Genomic DNA, 15,713 nt, shown 5'->3' with positions numbered 1-15,713 from the left:
TCAATTCATCTTGTCGCGCCGTTCGTTCCAGCGCCTATCCACTGCCACAACACATCTGGATACGGTTCATGACCCCCAGGTTGTACGAGCAACTGAGCGAACTCCTTTGCTCCCAGGGCCGCATAGGCGGACGAGGCGGCGGCAAAGGCCAGCTGCGCGCGCTCGAACGGAAAGACGGTGTCGCGCAGGCCGTGGACCACCGTCAGGCGCCGCGGCGCCACGAGAGCAGCCACATCCCCCCAATCGCCGAAATTCGAAAGACCAAACACGTAGTTGCACAGGCAGTGCCGCGTGGCGAGCAGCGAGTGGCGCACGGTGCAGAGCGAGGACACGAGGACGACGTGCTGAACACGGGGATCGCACGCCGCGTGGAACATGGCCGCCGTGCCGCCGCCGGAAAAGCCCGCGACGGCGAGATCGCCCATGCGAAAACGCCCGTCCTGCGCAAGCGCGTCCACCAGCTCGATCAAGTCGCGCACGCGGTCGCCAAGGAGCGTTCGGCCCACGAGAAGGCGTTGCCGCGCATATCGCTCGCAGCTGTGCTCAAGGCCCATGGCGCGATCGGCCGGATGCATGGTCGCGCCAAACCCCCGCATCGTGGGGAGGATCACCGCAAAGCCGGCGTCCCGAAGCAATTCCGCCAAGGGTTGGCCCTTGACGTGCACATCGTTGGCTGCGCGGAAGTAGTCGGATCCGAGCGGCGAGTGCCCGTGAATCAGGACGACGGTGGGGTAGCCACCTGCCGGAACGCCGCCGGTCGGCAGGAGCACGTGCACCTCGCGGGAAGCCACCAGCTGGTCGAGTGACCTGGAGCGCGGAGCATCCTCCAGACCCAGGCATCGGGCGAGCTCGCGAGATCGATCCAGCGCGTTCCCCGTCTCAACCACGTCCCCCGCCCCCTCCGTCACCGAGCGCCAACCGGCGCGTTTTCGCCGAGCAAATCGGCGATGCGGACGAACTGTCCAGTGGCCATCGACAGATTCGCAGCCACGCCGATGAGGATGGACATGGCGCCCGCGCGCGATCCGGCCACGTGTCCGTACGGATCGCTTTCCACGCCGCGGAACAGGTGATCTTTCAGGCGACGATCGCCTCCGCCGTGGCCCTCGCGCACATGCGGCACGCGGAACACCTGCACGCCGCCGAACAGCGGATAGAAGCGAATTTCGAGCTCGCGGACCTCTTCTGCGGACGCCGGATCGCCAAAGCGCCAGTCGACCGTGCGGCGCACGTCCTTGGAACTGCGGCGCGCGAAGTCCGTCGCGTCCTCCTCCACGATGAAGTATTCGGGCTCGAAGGCCTCGAGCCGGCCCAGGCTGCCGTTGAACGCCACCTGCCAGCCCTCGAAGGGGGTCGCCGCTGTGAGCATGTAGGTCGCCTGGACGCCGTTGGGGTAACGGATGAGAGCGCCCATGGTGTCCTCGATGTCAATGCGCTCCGAGAACACGCATTGGTCGCGGTGGTACCCATCGTAGACTTCCGCCTGCTTGTAGAGCGCGTTCAGCGTCTGATCGCGGCCGAGATCGAGATAAAAGGGGCAACGGTCCGTCACTTGACACGTCGAGCACCGCTCGCCATGCCCGGGCATCCGATCAGGCACGTAGTAGTGGCGCGAGCCCATGGCCACGACCTCCTGCGGCTCGAGGCCGAGCCACCAGTTGATGAGATCGAAGTGATGGGTGGCCTTGTGGACAAACAGGCCGCCGGAGTTCTTTTTCTCCGCGTGCCAGCGCCTGAAGTAGTCCGCCCCATGGACGGTATCGAGGTACCAGCGGAATTCCACAGAATGCACATCGCCTACGATGCCTTCCTGCAGCAACCGCTTGACCTCGGTCTTATATGGCGCGTAGCGGTAGTTGAACGTGACGCGCACGGTCTTGCCGCTCCTGCGCTCGGCGTCGAGGATCCGGCGGCACCGCTCGGCGTCGATGGTCATCGGCTTTTCGGTGATCACGTCCTTGCCTCGTTCAAGCGCTTTCACAATGAAGTGATCGTGCGTCGCATCCATGGTCGTCACGATGACGCAGTCGCACGGCACCGTGTCGAGCATTTCATCAAAGTCCGTGAAGCCGGGGATGTCCTTGCCCAGCACTTCCTGCGCATGCCGGATGCGCCCTTCGTTGCGGTCGCAAAGCCCGGTGATGCGCGCGACGTCCCGGTAGTGCGTGACGAGATCGCGCCCGAACATCGAAATTCCGCGCGATCCGAGCCCGACGATACAGTAATTGATCATGGCGATCCGTCACCCCTCGCGATTAACCACGTTGTTAATTACGCCTGGTTCGTTGTGGCTTAAAGTTAGCACAGGAGGCGCCCGATATCAATAACCACGTTTTCATTTATTCTTGACCTTTTCGGACATGATCGCCGGAGACATGGTCTAAATCTGCGCAGATGTGCGCAGATAGGCCGAGAGCGGGCGCGCAATTCTTTAATAACGTTGTTATTTGTGTTAAAATGTCGAGGAAATCACATACGAGCCAAGGCGTTGCGGCCTGCAGCCGCTGCAACGCGCATCGCTGGCATGCAGAGGGAGACTCACCATGGTGAGCATTAAGGATATTGCGGAGCGCGCAGGGGTCAGCTACAGCACGGTGTCAAAAGCGCTCAACGACAGCCCGCTTGTCAAAGAAGAGACCAAACGCCGCATTCTCGAAATCGCGCGCAGCATGGGGTATCAGCGAAACCTCCTCGCTCGCCACCTCGTGTCTGGGCGGACGCGGCTCATCGGCTTCGGCTTGGTCAATCTCGGCAACCCCATCTTCGCCAACCTGACCATCCAGCTTCATCGGGCGCTCGCGGCGCTCGACTATCGCATGGTCATCGCCATTTCGCCGGACGAGATCGACCTGTTGAACCAGATGCGCGCCGACGGCCTCATCATCTGGGCGGATTTGGTCTCCCGCCACCCGCACCTTTTGGAGGAGCTCGGGCGTTGGCAGGCGAAGACGCTCGTCATTGGAACGGACGAGCCCGTCCCGCTGCCTCACGTGCGCTTTGACCGGCGCGCCGGCATTGCGGAGGCTGTGCGATATCTGCGTTCGTTTGGACACCGGCGGATTGGCTTCATCGGGAGTTCCCAGGAGATCAAGGTGAGGGCGTTTCTCGAAGCGGTGGAGCAAGCCGGCTTGTCGCCGTCCGCGGACTGGCTGTATCCGGCGGAGCCGACGTTTGAAGGCGGATACCGGGCGATACGGTACGCAAGGCCTGATCTGCCCATGCCGACGGCGTTCATCGGGCTCAACAACCTCATCACGAAGGGGGCGCTGCGCGCACTGCTCGAGCTCGGATACCGCGTGCCCCAAGACGTGAGCCTCATTGGGTACGACAACCTGCCGGATATGCAGTTTGCGGAGGTGCCCATTACCACCGTCGGACCGTCGCTCGAAGAGGTGGCCGACTTCGCGGCCCACCGGGTCGTCGACATGATCAACGGACGGCCGGGGCCAGACGCGCACGTGATTCAACCCATTCTGATCCCGCGCGCGTCGGTGGAACAGGCCCCGAGCCGGGACCTCTGAGCGCCTCGTCAAGCGTTCGATCGCTCAGCCCCCGTAGAACAGCCCCGTCTCGGCGAGCGTGAGTGGTTTACCTTCGCGGTGCACGCCCGCGTCCACGACCTCGCCGACGACGAGGACGTGATCGCCCCGGTCGACCACGTCGGTCACTCGGCACTCGAACCAGGACAGGGCGTCGCGCAGGATGGGGCTGCCCGTCGTGGACGTGTAGAATTCAACGTCCTCGAACTTGTTCCCGACGCGCTTAATGGGCTTGAAGAACTTGAACGCGAGGTCCTTCTGCCCGCTCTCCAGCACGTTCACAGAGAACACGCGGCTTTGCAAAATGCCGTCGCACGACGTCGTCCCTTTCTTGACGCCAATGGCGACCAGCGGAGGCTGAAAGGACGCCTGCGTCACCCAGTTGCCCGTGAACGCGTTGACGTCGTCCTCCCCGATTTTCGTGCCAATGACGTACAGCCCGTACGTGATGTGCCTCAGCGCCGTCTTCTTCGCTTGCTCGTCCATCATCGCACCTCCTGAAGCGAACCTCTGCGTAAAAGGCATTTCCGTCTCGAGTATACCTCGCAAAGGCGAGCGTATCACCCCATGGCGCGAGCACTCACCCAGTCGATCACGTCCTTGACCGTCTGCAATCCGAGCCGCCTGCACAACGCCATCTCCGCCCGCCAAACCGCCGACGTCAGGCGCACGTCGGCGTCGGCCTGGTGTCGCCCGGCGACCGGGATCCCGAGCCACGCGCACGCCTCATCCAGCGACAGGGGGCGCGGGGCGCGCGCCAGAACCTGACCGACGACCGCCGTATCGATGGAGAGCGGCCGGAGCCGAAGCCGCCACATCGCGTCCGCGGCGCGCTGGAGAAAGCCGAGATCGTGCCGGACGTGGTGCGCAATCCAGACGCGGCCGGCTCCGAGTTCGAGGCATCGCCGCAAGACGGCTTCAAGGGGCGCGCCTTCGCGCACGTCGCGAGGCGAGAGGCCGGTCAACGCCCAGACCTGGGCAGGCACCTGGGAGACGTCGTCCTGGCGCACCACGGCGTAATAGGTGTCGTCCGGTTCAGCGCCCGCCCCCGAGAAGGTCGCACACGCCAGGGACAGGATGATGTCGCGCGCGGGAGAGAAGCCAGAAGTCTCAAGATCCACGACGAAGTACGGCGCCTCGTCGAGGGGACGCTCCCACACCGGCGCATCCGCAGGGCCGACGTCCGCCTCTCTGCGAAGGGAGAAAAACCGCCTCATCGCGATCCCCTCGGCCTCGAAAACGCGTGGCACACCAGGCGCTCGAGCGCGTGCACGGTGCGCAGGTGTTCCTCAAGCGCCTCCTGCCACGCGGGAGAGAGCGCGGAGCGAAAAACCAGGTCCACGTCCTCGCGCTGGCCCTTGAGCCAACATTCGGCGTGGCGGCGCGCTCGAAGCCTCAGGCCAAACCAGAGCGCGCGCAGCAGGCGGTCCTCGTCGAGATGCCCGAGCGCTCCCATCCGCGCGAGTGCCGATGCGCGCTTCACCGACTCGAGTTCTTCCACACCGTGGTGCAGGCTGAGCAAGCGCAGGGCGTGAATGAGCGGCGCGAGAAACCGCTCCTTCACCGCAAACACGCGCTCCCTGCCGCGCGCTTGCCAACGAACCCCGCCCAGCGCGCGCACGCCCACGGTGCCGCGAATGCCAAGGTGCGCCATCTGCCACTTCAAAAAGGGCGATCCGGCCAGAATCTCGCGCACCGCCGCCGCAACGGGCGCCCACTCCGGCGCGTCTTCGAGAGGCAAAGCGTCCACCGTCATGTAGAGGTAGCGCGCATGGGCCCAGTCGGGAAAGGCGGCGTACGACCGAATTCGCTCCAACCACGCGCCCGACGAGCCAAACCAGCGGGGATTGGATCCCATCACGTGGCCCATGCAAGGCGAAAAGCCCATCGGCCCCATAAAGCGGACGAATCGCTCGATCTCCGGCGCCGCGTCGGCCAAAGGAACGTGAGCCTCCGTGACGAGCGCGAAGTCGAGATCGCTCTGGGGCAAGTCCTCCGCCCTGGCGAGGGATCCGAGCGCAATCAGCCGGGCTCGTCGCCGAAGGTCGGGGGAGACCACCTCGGTCCAGCCCGCCACGACAAGCGCCCTGCGCTGGGTTTGAAACGCGGTGAACCAGCGCTGAAACCAGGCGGAATCGCTCGGCGGACTCTCATCCGCGAGCAGCGACTCGCACCAAGCGCGCTGCAGCTGGCGCCCGCGCTCCCGAATCTCGCCCGCCTCCGTCACACACGCCGGCACGTCCACGGCCATCCTCCTTTCCACTCGTGACCCACCTAAAGGAATGTGATGATTGCTAGATTTTCGAGATTTCGTGTTTTATGATCTGTAGAAACGAGCGATCGAAAGGTGGTTCGCAATGTCAGGCTTGGACTCGCTCCTCGCCCTTGTGAAGGCCGAGCAGATCTCCGTCCTTCACCTCCAGTTTGTCGACCTGATGGGCTCCGTGAAGTCCGTCGCCGTTCCCGCCAACCGATTGGCCGACGTGCTCGATCAGGGGCTCGGTTTCGACGGATCGGCCATCGAGGGCTTCGCCCGCGAGGAGGAGGCCGACATGCGCCTCGCACCCGATCTCTCGACGGCGCGGTTGTGGCGGGCGTCGAGCGGATTTCGCGAGCTCAGGCTCATCTGCGAATCCACCCTGCCCGATGGCCTGCCGTTTGCCGGGGACCCGCGCCGCATTTTGGCGCGCAGCGTCGACCGTGCGCTGGCCAGCGGAGCGCCGCAACTCATGATCTCGGCGGAACTCGAGTTTTTTCTCCTCCCTCAGGGCTTTGTGGCTGAAACGCCGGACCCGGGCGATCCCGCCGGGTACTTCGACGAGTTCCCGTCGCACCGCCACGAGCGCTGCCTGGAGGCGATGGCCGGCGGACTCGCGGACGCAGGCGTGGGTGTGACGCAAATCCACCATGAGGCAGCGCCCAACCAGTACGAGGTGGATCTCGCCCCGCTGCCGCCCGTGGCCGCCGCGGACGCGATAGTCACCGCGAAGCTCATCATCCGCCGCGAGGCGGGATTGCACGGCTTCACGGCGTCGTTCATGCCCAAGCCATTCAACCGCCATCCCGGTTCCGGTCTGCACCTCGCGTTCAAGTCGGCAGATCCAAACAGAGAATCCAGCATGTGGTCGTCGTTCGCGGCCGGCATTCTTGCGCACGCACCCGGCCTGTGCGCCCTTGCCAACCCCACCGTCAACAGCTACAAACGCCTCGGCGGGAGCGAAGCACCGGGTTTCGCCGTATGGTCGGATCGCCATCCCGCGCCGTATTTGCGCCGCATGGAGGGCATCTGGGAATGGAGGGCTCCGGACGCCTCGGCCCATCCGTACCTCGCGCTCGCCTGCGCAATCGCGGCAGGGGTGGATGGCCTCGAGCAACGCCTGGATCTCCCGCCGCGTCTCGACGACCTGCCGGAGAGGTGGTCTGCCGAACAGCGATTTCTCCGCCACGTCGCAGAGCTCCCCGCGTCCTTGCGCGACGCTCTGGAAGCGCTGGAACAAGACGATTGCCTCCAGGCGGCGCTCGGCGATCACGCCCTTCGCCACTACCTGGAGGCCAAAAAGCTCGAATGGAAGGCTTACGCGCAAACCGTCCACGCTTGGGAGCGCGAGATGTATCTCACGCTTTAGCTTTGGGAGCCGTGTTCAAGCGGCGAGTCCTTGATGAAGGGCGTCACGTTGGCCCCAAAGTACTTGGGCAGTTCGGACGCCGTGAGCGTCTCCGGATACGCCGACTCCGCATGCAGGGCGAGATCGAGCCCCATGATCTCTTCTTCCTTCGTCACGCGCAGGCCCATGACCTTGTCGACCAGGAAGAGCAAAATCAGGCTGCCCACCCCGGAGAACACCCACGTGCTCGCCACGCCGATGAGCTGCAGGACCACTTGGTGCGGATTGCCGTGCACGAGCCCGTTGGCGCCCGACGGATTGACGGCGGTCGAGGCGAACAGTCCGGTCGCGATGGCACCCCACGTCCCGCCGATGCCGTGGCCGCCAAAGGCGTCCAGCGCGTCGTCGTACCCGAGCTTCGCCTTCATGAAGGTGGATGCAAAGTAGCAGAAGGCGCCGCCGAGGAGCCCAAGCACGATGGAATAGCCAGGCGACACGAAGCCGGCCGCAGGCGTGATCGCCACAAGTCCGGCGACAGCGCCCGCACAGGCGCCCACGAGCGTGACGTGTCCGGTCCGCAACTTCTCGACGATCATCCAGCCCACGGCAGCCGCGGCGGTGGCTGTGTTGGTGGCGAGGAACGCCTCGGCCGACAGGAAGTTTGCCGCGACCGCACTGCCGGCGTTGAATCCAAACCAACCGAACCACAAGAGCGCCGTGCCGAGAAGGACAAACGGGACATTGTGCGCCTTGATTTCACCCGTTCCGTGCTCTGCGCGGCGCCCGAGGTACAAAGCGGCCATCAGCCCAGCGACGCCGGACGAGATGTGCACGACGGTCCCGCCGGCAAAGTCGAGCACGCCGAGATTGTGCAGCCAACCTCCTGCGCCCCACACCCAGTGCGCGAGCGGGTCGTAGATGAAAGTCGCCCACAGGACAATGAACACCACAAACGAAGCGAAACGGACGCGTTCCGCCAACCCGCCGACAATCAGCGCCGGCGTGATGATGGCAAACATCATTTGGAAGATGGCATAGAGCATGTTGGGCAGGGTGGGCGCATAGTTCGGATCGGGCGCCTCACCCACGCCGCGCATCATGACCCAGCTCAAGTTGCCGATGATATGGTGGAAGTCGGGCCCAAACGCCAAGCTGTAGCCAAAAATCACCCACTGAAGGGAGACCACGAGAATGACTGCGACCACCTGAAGCATGGTGGTGATGACATTTTTCGTCCGCACGAGCCCGCCGTAGAAAAAGGCGAGACCCGGCGTCATCAGGAGTACAAGCGCCGAAGAGGCGAGAATCCACGCCTCGTCGCCGGAGTTGAGCGGCGAAGTCGTGGTCGCCGCAAAGCACGTCGCGGGCGCGAGTGCAGCACCAAGTCCTGCCGAGAAAGACAAGAGCCACTTCCACCGTGTCTTGACCATCTTCTCAGCCCACTCCCTTGCGTGAATTTTTTTATAACGATACACGCACACCTCCTGAGCGTCAACGAAATTTGTTAGCTATTCTAACGTACAGAAAGGTAACATGTTCACAGCGGACTATCTGCAAGCGATTTCAGTCGATTTTGTTATGTTTATTTACACACGCGATCGCCTGGCCGTGCCTGCTCCGAGGGCCGCGGCAGATCCTCGAGCCAGCCGCCGTGGTATGATCGTTCTTGGAAAGGGCCATGGGAGGTCGACATGAAGGCTGTCATCTTTGACTTCGATGGGACACTTCTCGATACCGAGCGGGCGTGGTGGGAGGCGTACAGCGCCCTCTATCGCCGGCATGGACGCCAGTTTCCGAGTCACCTGTATGCCAAGACCGTGGGGACGACGAACGACGCGTTCGATCCCATTCAGCACCTTTGCGAGGCCGAAACGAACCTGAAGCCCGGGGACGCCGCGCGCGAGGTCGAAGCAGCGCATCGCGAGCTTCTCGAGGGCGAACCGCTGCGGCCCGGCGTGCGGGCGTCGCTTGAAGAACTCCATCGCCTCGGGATCGCCATCGGCCTCGCGACAAGCTCGCATCGCGCGTACGTCGAGCCGTTTCTCGTGCAACATCGGATTCGCGACTTCTTTGCAGTCGTCGCGACTGCGGACGACGTCGAGCAAGTGAAGCCGCATCCGGCCTTATACCAATTGGCTTGCCAACGTCTCGGCGTCGCGCCCAGGAACGCGCTCGCCGTCGAGGATTCGCCAAATGGCGCGCAAGCGGCCATCGCCGCTGGCCTGCACGTGCTGTGCGTGCCCAACGCCTTGACACAGCAGATGGCATTTCCGGATGGATGCCACTTTCGCAGAAGTTTGGAGGGGTTGGATTGGGAGATGTTGATAGCCTCGCTATTGAAAGATTAGGAAGAACATCGTGAATCAAAACGGGACGGCCATCTCGCCGTCCCGGTCTGCCAAGCGTGAGTCAGGTGGCGAGATGACACGCCACCGCGTGCTGAGGCGCGATATGGCGCCGCTCCGGCTTCACCGTCCGGCATATGTCCGTGGCGACCGGACAGCGCGGGTGAAACGGGCACCCCTTCGGCGGATCGAAGGGAGACGGAATCTCGCCCTGAATGGACGTCAGCGTTTGGCGCTCTTCAGCGCTTTTTGGCATCTTCAAAATGGACTGGATCAGCACCTGCGTGTAGGGGTGCGTCGGCCGAGAGAAGAGCTCCTCCGCCGGCGCCTGCTCCACCACCTCGCCCAAGTACAAGACCGCTACGACGTCGCTCAGGTACTCGACAACCGCCAGATTGTGCGAGATGAAGATGTAGGTCAAGTCGTAGTCCTGCTGAAGCTCGCGGAGCAGCTGAATGACCTGCACTTGGATCGACACGTCGAGCGCCGAAATCGGCTCGTCGCAGATGACGAGTTTCGGATTCAATGACAACGCGCGCGCGATCCCGACGCGCTGCAGCTGCCCTCCTGAGAGTTCGTGCGGATATGCCCACTTGACCTCGCGAGGCAAGCCCACGCGCTCGAGCAACTCATCGATGCGCCGTTGGCGCTCCTCCTTGGTCCCGATCTTGTGGATGATCATCGCGTCCTCAATGGCCATGCCAATCGTCATGCGCGGACTCATGCTCGCCATCGGGTCCTGAAAGATGATTTGCATCTCCCGCCTGAGGGGCCGCATCTGCTTCTGCGTGAAGCCCGTGATGTCCTTGCCCTGGTAGACAATTCTTCCCTCCGTCGCGTCGAGCAGCTTGAGCACCAACCGCCCGAGCGTGGACTTTCCCGACCCGCTCTCGCCGACCAGCCCAAACGTCTGCCCGCGCTGAAGCTCAAACGAGACCTTTTCCACCGCGTGAAGGTCCCGCCCTTGCACGCGGAACCGCTTCGACACCTCGCGCACCTCGAGCAGCGCCTCAGATGACATCTTCCAGCACCTCCTCGGCCCGGTGACACGCCACCCAGTGTCCGGGACCTATCTCGCGCAGCTCGGGCAACTCGTGCCGGCACCGATCGCTTGCCAGCGGACAACGCGGTGCAAACGGGCAGCTCTTCGGAGGTTCCGTCACCGTCGGCGCCATCCCTGGGATCGGACGCAACGGCTTCGATCGATGACCCATCTCGATGATCGAGTGTTTGAGCCCCACGGTGTACGGATGGGCCGACTCGCGGATAAACGCCTTGGTGTCTGCCACCTCCATGATCTGACCCGCGTACAGCACGATGATCCGGTCGCAGAAATTCGTCGCGACGCCGAAGTCGTGCGTGATGATGGCAACGGCCATGTTCCGCTTGCGCCGCTGCTCCTCGAGCAGCGCGAGGATTTGCATCTGGACGGTGACGTCGAGCGCCGTCGTCGGTTCGTCCGCGATCAGCAGTTGCGGTTCACATGCGAGCGCAATGGCCATCATGATCCGCTGGCGCATGCCGCCCGAGAACTCGTGCGGATAGTTCTTGAACCTGGCCTTCGGCTCTGGAATGCCCATCTCGTGCAGCAGCTGAAGCGTTCGCTCGAACGCCTCCCGATGGCTGCAGAAATGATGCGCCAACATGGCTTCCATGATCTGATCGCCGATGCGCATCACCGGATTCAGGCTCGTCATTGGATCCTGAAACACGACGCCTATCTCGCGGCCGCGGATGTCCTCCAACTGGCGTTGAGACAGTTTCAACAAGTCGGTCCCCTGAAACAGCGCCCTTCCCGACCGAATGCGGCCGTTTTCCCGAATTAGGCCGATCGCGGACATGAGGGTGACCGACTTCCCTGAACCGCTTTCTCCGACGATGCCGAGCGTCTCGCCTTCGGCGATGGAGAAGCTGACGCCGTTGACCGCGTAGACCGTGTCTTCGCCTCGATCGAACTCGACGTACAGATCTTCGATGGACAAGAGCGGCTGTGACACCGTCATACGCCTCCCTTCGGGTTGAACGCTTCCTGCAGGCCGTCGGCGACGAACAAGAACGAGAGGAGCGTGATGGCGAAGACGCCAGCAGGGAAGTAGAGGAGCCACGGGAAGCCGAGGATGTTGGCGCCCGCCTGCGCCAGCATGTTGCCAAACGACGGCATCGGCGGATTTAACCCCATGCCCACGATGCTGAGGCCTGCTTGCGCAGTCAGGTCATACGGAATGCCAAACGCCAGGGAGACCACCATGCTCCCCACGACGTTCGGAAACATGTACTTGCGCGCAATATGCCACTGCGAGGCGCCGAGTGCCCGTGCGGCCTCTACCATCTCGCCGTTCCGCATCGCGAGTACGAGGGAGCGGATGAGGCGGGCGTATCCCGCCCAGCCCGGCACGCCAATGGCGAGGATCATGGGAAAGATGCCCTTGCCGAGCATCACCATCAAAATCAGTGCAAAGAAAAACGAGGGCAACGCGAACATAAAGTCGACGGCGCGCATGACGATGATGTCGATGAGACCGCCGGCGAGCCCTGCCCAAAGGCCCAAAATGACGCCGATCAAAAAGCTGACGCACGTGGCGCCTAGCGCAATTTCGAGCGCGTAGCGAATGCTATACAAGATTTGGCTGAAGACGTCGTACCCCACGGTATCGGTGCCAAACCAGTGCTGCCAGGAAGGCCCCGAGTGCATGTGCAGGAAATCGGCGTACGTATAGCTGTACGGCGCGATCCACGGCCCGATAATGCCAATGATGAAGAAGATGATGACCCACACGAGGCCTGCCACGGCAAAGCCGTTTTTCCGGTACCTCTGCCAGGCGCGGTACATCGGCGAGTTCCGTCTAGCGCGCCGCGCTGGTGCGTGGGGCTGCGTTACCGCGATAGCCACAAACATCCCTCCCGTCCGTCTTCGCGTCTAACCGGCTCACTGGAGCTTCACCCGCGGGTCCATCCAGGAGTAAATGAGGTCCACCACCAGGTTGGTCAGCATGATGGTCGCCCCCAAGATGAAGACCGCTGTGATGGCCATGGGGAAGTCGAAGTTGGTGAACGCCGTGGAGATGACCTTTCCGAGGCCCGGAATGGCAAAAATGTTCTCCACCCACACGGTGCCGACGACCGTGAACGCAAATTGGGGCCCGATCACGGTGATGAGCGCGGTGAGCGAGTTGCGCACGCCGTGCCGGATGACGAGCGCCCAGTACTTCACGCCCTTCGCCTTGGCGGTCCGAATGAAATCCTGTCTCATGGTCTCGATCAGGCTGCCTCGCATGTAGCGCGCGACCACGCCGATATTCCCTGCGGCCAGAGACAAAATGGGCAGGACCGCATCCGCAGGCGTTCCCCACCCCGTGACGGGCAGGATGTTTTGCCAGACAACGCCGAAGATGAGCACAAAGATGACCGCGAGCACAAACGACGGGATGGCCTGGCCAAACATCGACAGCGACGTCACCAGATAATCGACCCACGAGTTCCGCTTGAGCGCCGCGATGACCCCCATCGGGATGCCGATCACGACCGATACGACGACCGAGCCAAACGCGAGGAAGACGCTGATGGGCAGTGAACCTTTCAACTGTGACATGATGCTCAAGGTCGGATTTTGCATGGAATTCCCGAAGTTGAAGGTAAACGTGTGCCATTCATAAAGCAGAATCTGTTTCCACAGCGGCAAATTCAGGCCATACCGACTCTGAAACTGCTCCATGAGTTTCTGATAAGCGGCGGGGTCCTGAGCGGCGAGCGGCGCGAGGGCGGACGCAAGCTGCGTCGTGTTCATGAATCCCCCGGGCGAGTAGTACATCATGATGTACGAAATGGCAATGACGGCCGCCAGGGTGATCACGATGGCGACAAATCGCTTGGCGAAAAACTTGAGGTAGAACATCGCAGGCCTCCCTTCAGCCCGCCCGCGGGCCAGCGCCCGCGGGCCAGGATGCCGTCACTTGGTCGAAAGATACTGGAATTGATAGAAGTTGCCCCATGCCCAGGGGTTCGGCTGCGCACCGGTGACCCACGGTTTCTCGAGGTAGAACGTCTCGTTGTAGTAGAGCGGGATGACCCACGCCTGCTGCTCAAGCGACGTGACGAGCTTTCCGGCCCAGACGGCGGCCTGGGACGAAGTCATGCTGTTCTGCTCGTACGCCTGCCACATCCGCCATTCGCGCTCCTGCTCCGATTCGTTCGTGTCCCACCAGGCCTGCACGTCGAGCGCGCCCGTGTTGGTACCGCCAAGCGTCGTGGTTGCCGACTCGGGCGCAACGAACTCCCACGCGAGGACGAACGCGGCGTGCTTCGCGCTCGCGGTCTTCGCCGTCTTCCACTGCTGAACAATCTGGTTCCACTGATCCTGGAGCGAAGGTGTGCCCGGAGGATTCAGGATGGCCTGCCACGCTGCGGGCTGCTCCTTCGTCCACTTCGTGATAATGGCGATATCTTTCTTCACTTCGTTCTGCAGCGGGATCCAGTCGCTCCAGTTCACGCCGGTGTTCGGGTTCTGCGGATTGCCGTATTTGGCCACCGAAGCCGGATCGTACGGCGTGTTGTACCACGGCAACACGTGCTGCACCTGCTGCGGCGTCCAGCCGTAGTCGCCCGGGAAGTAGATGCCCTGGCTCGCCTGGATGTCCATGTTGGCAGGCTCGAACCAGTTCACGGCACCCGCCGCCACCACGAAGCCAGGCTGGATGTCCTTGAGCGGCCCCTCCCAGACGAGCGCGCTGTAATCCGTCTGGTTCTCCTGAACGATTTTGGTCTGGATGCCGAGGTTCTGCTGCAGCTCCTGCGACACGGCCTCGGCCACCGGCACACCTTGCTGGTTCACATCGGGCACGGGAGCGTACAGGTAAAGGACCGGCAGTCCTTTTCCGTTCGGATACCCGGCCTCCGCCAGAAGCTTCTTGGCCTCGGCCACGTTCTCAGGCAGCCCCTTCTCGTACTTGGCCGCGGGCCAGCCGGGCGTCGAGAACGTGTTGGTCACACCGCCCATGCCGTCGAGCACATCCTGCACGATGGGCTGGCGCTGGATGGCCATCGCGATGGCCTCGCGCACCTTCGGGTTGTAGTACGGCGACGGGTCCGCCGAATGATCCCATTCCAGATACTCGATGCTGTAATCAGGCGAGACGTGCAGTTGGCTGTTCAGGTTGTGCGTCTTGATGTACTGCAGGTCGGATGGCGATCCGACGAGCGCCACGTCCAGCTTGCCCGCCATGTAGTCCTCGACGGCGACCGTGGTTCCGGGCACGAGGTTGATGACCTTCGCATTCCCGTGGTTCACTTCGCCTGGATGGCCGACGTACTTCGGGTTCGGCACGAGCGTGATGGTTCCGTTCGGCGTAAACGATTTCACGACATACGGACCGTCGCCGACGAAGTACTGCGGCAGATACCAGTTCGTCGGGTGCGCGTTCACCACCTTGGGATCCAGCGGCATGGACGCCGATACGGCCAACTCGCCCAGGATATAGTGCGGAGTCGTGGTCGTGATCTGCAGTTCATAGTTGTTGATGACCTTGATGCCCACCTTGCTCGCCGGCACCGCGCCCGAGTGGTACTGATACGCATTTTTCACGTTGTTCAGCACGCTCGCCCACAGCTGCGCCTGCGAGTTCGCCGGGTTCAGCTGCCGCATCCAGGCGTAATAGAAGTCCTGGGCCGTCACCGGGTCCCCATTGGACCAGCGGGCGTCATGCCGCAGGTAGATGGTCCAGGTGAGTCCGTCCTTAGAGAGAGAATAACCCGATGCAATCTTCGGCACAATTTGATTTTGTTGATTGTAGCCGTAGAGGCCCTCGAGGATGGTCCCCTGGTCCACGAGGATCTGAGCCGCCCACTGCGAAGGATCGAGCGACGAGATGCCCGGCGGAGACGGATACGTGATGGTCACCGTTCCGTTGCCTCCGCTCGCCGCGTGCACGGGAACGGCTGAAGCCGCGCCGCTATTGGAGGTGCTGTGGTTCTGCGTCGACGTGGCGCACCCCACGAGTCCACCACTCGCGACGAGAACCGCGACGGGCACGTGCCACTTTCTGAGCTTCCGTTTAGCCACGTTGGTCACTCCTTCTGCGTGTGTCTTTGCGTTTTCGACGTCTCGAGAACGCTTTCAAAGACCCCCATCATGCTTGCCATGCACTGCCCAGGCCTGGACGCGTACACCACCCCCTGATTCCGCACCCTCAACTTGGAACCAAGGCTCCAAATCGATTTGCATAGATGCA

General features: G+C 62.8%; 14 protein-coding genes. 3 read left to right on the top strand and 11 right to left on the bottom strand.

The features are described 5' to 3' along the window. Window positions 1-5 precede the first annotated feature (5 nt). Complete coding sequence (locus BW934_RS00950; RefSeq protein WP_076344151.1) at window positions 6-887, bottom strand: alpha/beta hydrolase family protein; 882 nt, start codon at window positions 885-887, stop codon at window positions 6-8. A 17-nt stretch (window positions 888-904) separates the two neighbouring features. Next, window positions 905-2,233 (bottom strand): Gfo/Idh/MocA family protein, encoded by a 1,329-nt coding sequence (locus tag BW934_RS00945; protein ID WP_076344149.1) that lies wholly within the window; start codon window positions 2,231-2,233, stop codon window positions 905-907. Window positions 2,234-2,543: 310 nt separating this feature from the next. Here BW934_RS00945 and BW934_RS00940 point away from each other — a divergent pair, with 310 nt between their 5' ends. Then, complete coding sequence (locus tag BW934_RS00940; protein ID WP_076344147.1) at window positions 2,544-3,521, top strand: LacI family DNA-binding transcriptional regulator; 978 nt, start codon at window positions 2,544-2,546, stop codon at window positions 3,519-3,521. Window positions 3,522-3,545: 24 nt separating this feature from the next. Here the strand turns inward: BW934_RS00940 and BW934_RS00935 are convergent, their stop codons facing one another. The 3 genes from BW934_RS00935 to BW934_RS00925 all read right to left on the bottom strand — a co-directional run bounded on the left by BW934_RS00935 (window position 3,546) and on the right by BW934_RS00925 (window position 5,790). Then, window positions 3,546-4,025: a flavin reductase family protein gene (locus BW934_RS00935; protein ID WP_084182385.1), complete on the bottom strand. Its 480-nt coding sequence runs from the start codon at window positions 4,023-4,025 to the stop codon at window positions 3,546-3,548. A 74-nt stretch (window positions 4,026-4,099) separates the two neighbouring features. Next, the gene (locus tag BW934_RS00930; protein ID WP_076344143.1) at window positions 4,100-4,756 is read right to left on the bottom strand and encodes an exonuclease domain-containing protein; all 657 of its coding nucleotides are present in this window, start codon (window positions 4,754-4,756) and stop codon (window positions 4,100-4,102) included. Beyond that, complete coding sequence (locus tag BW934_RS00925; RefSeq protein WP_234969441.1) at window positions 4,753-5,790, bottom strand: putative nucleotidyltransferase substrate binding domain-containing protein; 1,038 nt, start codon at window positions 5,788-5,790, stop codon at window positions 4,753-4,755. The genes BW934_RS00930 and BW934_RS00925 overlap by 4 nt, the downstream gene beginning before the upstream one ends. Before the next feature lie 106 nt (window positions 5,791-5,896). Between BW934_RS00925 and BW934_RS00920 the strand changes: the two genes are divergently transcribed. After that, window positions 5,897-7,165 carry a glutamine synthetase family protein gene (locus BW934_RS00920; RefSeq protein WP_076344139.1) on the top strand — a complete coding sequence of 423 codons (1,269 nt, stop codon included), beginning with the start codon at window positions 5,897-5,899 and terminating at the stop codon, window positions 7,163-7,165. Here the strand turns inward: BW934_RS00920 and BW934_RS00915 are convergent. Next, on the bottom strand, window positions 7,162-8,574 hold the full coding sequence (locus tag BW934_RS00915; RefSeq protein WP_076344137.1) for an ammonium transporter: 1,413 nt from the start codon (window positions 8,572-8,574) through the stop codon (window positions 7,162-7,164). The two genes, BW934_RS00920 and BW934_RS00915, sit on opposite strands and share 4 nt — an antisense overlap. 261 nt (window positions 8,575-8,835) lie before the next feature. Here BW934_RS00915 and BW934_RS00910 point away from each other — a divergent pair, with 261 nt between their 5' ends. After that, window positions 8,836-9,492, top strand: coding sequence for an HAD family hydrolase (locus BW934_RS00910; protein ID WP_076344135.1), 657 nt, complete (start codon window positions 8,836-8,838; stop codon window positions 9,490-9,492). Window positions 9,493-9,553: 61 nt separating this feature from the next. Here the strand turns inward: BW934_RS00910 and BW934_RS00905 are convergent, their stop codons facing one another. The 5 genes from BW934_RS00905 to BW934_RS00885 are packed head-to-tail and all read right to left on the bottom strand — an operon-like array spanning window position 9,554 to window position 15,544. Next, on the bottom strand, window positions 9,554-10,510 hold the full coding sequence (locus BW934_RS00905) for an ABC transporter ATP-binding protein (RefSeq protein ID WP_076344133.1): 957 nt from the start codon (window positions 10,508-10,510) through the stop codon (window positions 9,554-9,556). Next, a complete protein-coding gene (locus tag BW934_RS00900; protein ID WP_076344131.1) occupies window positions 10,500-11,492 on the bottom strand; it encodes an ABC transporter ATP-binding protein in 993 nt (330 codons plus the stop codon). Before BW934_RS00900 ends, BW934_RS00905 begins: the two co-directional genes overlap by 11 nt. Continuing rightward, window positions 11,489-12,385: an ABC transporter permease gene (locus tag BW934_RS00895; protein ID WP_084182383.1), complete on the bottom strand. Its 897-nt coding sequence runs from the start codon at window positions 12,383-12,385 to the stop codon at window positions 11,489-11,491. Before BW934_RS00895 ends, BW934_RS00900 begins: the two co-directional genes overlap by 4 nt. Window positions 12,386-12,415: 30 nt before the next feature. Continuing rightward, window positions 12,416-13,381 carry an ABC transporter permease gene (locus BW934_RS00890; protein ID WP_076344127.1) on the bottom strand — a complete coding sequence of 322 codons (966 nt, stop codon included), beginning with the start codon at window positions 13,379-13,381 and terminating at the stop codon, window positions 12,416-12,418. 54 nt (window positions 13,382-13,435) lie between these two features. Further along, complete coding sequence (locus BW934_RS00885; RefSeq protein ID WP_076344125.1) at window positions 13,436-15,544, bottom strand: peptide ABC transporter substrate-binding protein; 2,109 nt, start codon at window positions 15,542-15,544, stop codon at window positions 13,436-13,438. Between the last annotated feature and the right edge of the window lie 169 nt (window positions 15,545-15,713).

Source organism: Alicyclobacillus vulcanalis (assembly GCF_900156755.1).
GTDB classification, from domain to species: domain Bacteria; phylum Bacillota; class Bacilli; order Alicyclobacillales; family Alicyclobacillaceae; genus Alicyclobacillus; species Alicyclobacillus vulcanalis.
This window is presented reverse-complemented; position numbering and strand designations above follow the sequence as displayed.

Excerpts from the sequence above, each read along its gene's own strand:
- BW934_RS00940 (WP_076344147.1), top strand. The coding sequence starts at position 2,544 with ATGGTGAGCATTAAGGATATTGCGGAGCGCGCAGGGGTCAGCTACAGC.
- BW934_RS00915 (WP_076344137.1), bottom strand. The coding sequence starts at position 8,574 with ATGGTCAAGACACGGTGGAAGTGGCTCTTGTCTTTCTCGGCAGGACTT.
- BW934_RS00910 (WP_076344135.1), top strand. The coding sequence starts at position 8,836 with ATGAAGGCTGTCATCTTTGACTTCGATGGGACACTTCTCGATACCGAG.
- BW934_RS00925 (WP_234969441.1), bottom strand. The coding sequence starts at position 5,790 with ATGGCCGTGGACGTGCCGGCGTGTGTGACGGAGGCGGGCGAGATTCGG.
- BW934_RS00920 (WP_076344139.1), top strand. The coding sequence starts at position 5,897 with ATGTCAGGCTTGGACTCGCTCCTCGCCCTTGTGAAGGCCGAGCAGATC.
- BW934_RS00945 (WP_076344149.1), bottom strand. The coding sequence starts at position 2,233 with ATGATCAATTACTGTATCGTCGGGCTCGGATCGCGCGGAATTTCGATG.
- BW934_RS00930 (WP_076344143.1), bottom strand. The coding sequence starts at position 4,756 with ATGAGGCGGTTTTTCTCCCTTCGCAGAGAGGCGGACGTCGGCCCTGCG.
- BW934_RS00905 (WP_076344133.1), bottom strand. The coding sequence starts at position 10,510 with ATGTCATCTGAGGCGCTGCTCGAGGTGCGCGAGGTGTCGAAGCGGTTC.
- BW934_RS00895 (WP_084182383.1), bottom strand. The coding sequence starts at position 12,385 with ATGTTTGTGGCTATCGCGGTAACGCAGCCCCACGCACCAGCGCGGCGC.
- BW934_RS00890 (WP_076344127.1), bottom strand. The coding sequence starts at position 13,381 with ATGTTCTACCTCAAGTTTTTCGCCAAGCGATTTGTCGCCATCGTGATC.
- BW934_RS00935 (WP_084182385.1), bottom strand. The coding sequence starts at position 4,025 with ATGGACGAGCAAGCGAAGAAGACGGCGCTGAGGCACATCACGTACGGG.
- BW934_RS00900 (WP_076344131.1), bottom strand. The coding sequence starts at position 11,492 with ATGACGGTGTCACAGCCGCTCTTGTCCATCGAAGATCTGTACGTCGAG.